This is a genomic window from Mesorhizobium sp. M4B.F.Ca.ET.203.01.1.1, from assembly GCF_004791025.1.
GTDB lineage: Bacteria > Pseudomonadota > Alphaproteobacteria > Rhizobiales > Rhizobiaceae > Mesorhizobium > Mesorhizobium abyssinicae.
This window is the reverse complement of the sequence record NZ_SRUO01000296.1, coordinates 1-282: the sequence shown is the minus strand read 5'-3', so window position 1 is coordinate 282 and position 282 is coordinate 1. Positions and strand designations below refer to the sequence as shown.

The window sequence follows — 282 nt, the reverse complement described above, 5'->3', positions numbered from 1 at the left end:
GCGACGGGCGGCATCAACCCCCATCGTGGCGCGGTCTTCAGTCTCGGCCTGTTGGTGGCGGCCGCCGCGGCCTGCGGCTCCCGCTTGGGCCATGCGGCCACCGGTGAGCAGGTCTGCCTGGAAGTCCGTCGCTGGGCTGCGGACTTCGCACGGGCACCGCTGGATGCAGGCAGCCCGGGCCAACGTGCGCGCGCCCTGCACAAGGTGCCAGGCGTGCGCGAACAGGCCGCCGCCGGCTACCCGCTGTTGCGCGAGGTGGCGCTGCCGGTCCTGCGCGATGCA

Annotated in this window: 1 protein-coding gene; it reads left to right on the top strand. The window is 74.1% G+C overall.

Features of this window, described 5'->3' with window-relative positions:
- A partial coding sequence (locus tag EN846_RS34765; RefSeq protein WP_189587227.1) for a triphosphoribosyl-dephospho-CoA synthase occupies positions 1 to 282 on the top strand: 282 nt, incomplete at both ends.